Source organism: Dietzia massiliensis, assembly GCF_018390595.1.
Classification (GTDB): Bacteria; Actinomycetota; Actinomycetes; order Mycobacteriales; family Mycobacteriaceae; genus Dietzia; species Dietzia massiliensis.
Window position 1 is genome coordinate 1 of sequence record NZ_JAHBAV010000133.1, and the last position, 853, is coordinate 853.

General features: G+C 74.0%; 1 protein-coding gene. It reads left to right on the forward strand.

Annotated elements, in window-relative coordinates:
* Positions 1–172 precede the first annotated feature (172 nt).
* Positions 173–853: SDR family oxidoreductase (locus tag KHA85_RS16470; protein WP_213186629.1), on the forward strand; the 681-nt coding region annotated here is incomplete at its 3' end.

The following is an 853-nucleotide window of genomic DNA, read 5'->3' on the forward strand; positions in this document are numbered from 1 at the left end:
CCGCCACGCCCACCACGTCACACCCGTTTTTTTTTTATAAGCACCCGGCCCCCCCCGAACCCTCCCCCGTCAAATCCGCCGCCAGCGCCAGATGTGTAAAGGAGCCATCCCCGGGCCCCACCCGACCCCGCGCGGCCCACTACCCCGCCTTGCCCGACTAGCCTCGGCGGGCATGAGCACAGTCGTCATCACCGGCGCCTCCCGCGGGATCGGGGCGGCGACCGCCCGCGCCCTGGCCGGCAGCCACGACCTGGTCCTGGTGGGCCGCGACGCCGACGCGCTGCGGGCCGTCGCCGCCGACTGCCGCTCCGCGCACCCGGACGACGGCCGTTCCGTCGACATCGTCGAGGCCGACCTCACCACCGCCGACGGGGTCGCCCGCGTCGCCGACGGCCTCAGCACGCTCGACGGGCTCGTCCACTGTGCCGGGGTCGCCGATCTCGGCCGGATCGAACACACCGACGCCGAGCAGTGGCGCCGGGCGTTCGAGGTCAACGTGCTGGCCGTGGTCGAGCTGACCCGGTCACTGCTCCCGGCGCTGCGCGCGGCACGGGGACACCTCGTCGTCGTCAACTCCGGCGCGGGGACCACCGCCAAACCCGGCTGGGGCTCCTACAGCGCCTCCAAGTTCGCACTGCGCGCCGTCACCGACACCCTCCGCGGCGAGGAACCCGACCTGCGCGTCACCTCCATCCACCCCGGCCGCGTCGACACGGACATGCAGCGCGCGATCGTCGCGCACGAGGGCGGCTCCTACGACCCCGGCGCCTACCTCCGCGCCGACTCCGTGGCCACCGCCGTCCGCCACGCGTTGGAGTCGACCCCCGACGCCCACCCCACCGAGGTCGTCCTG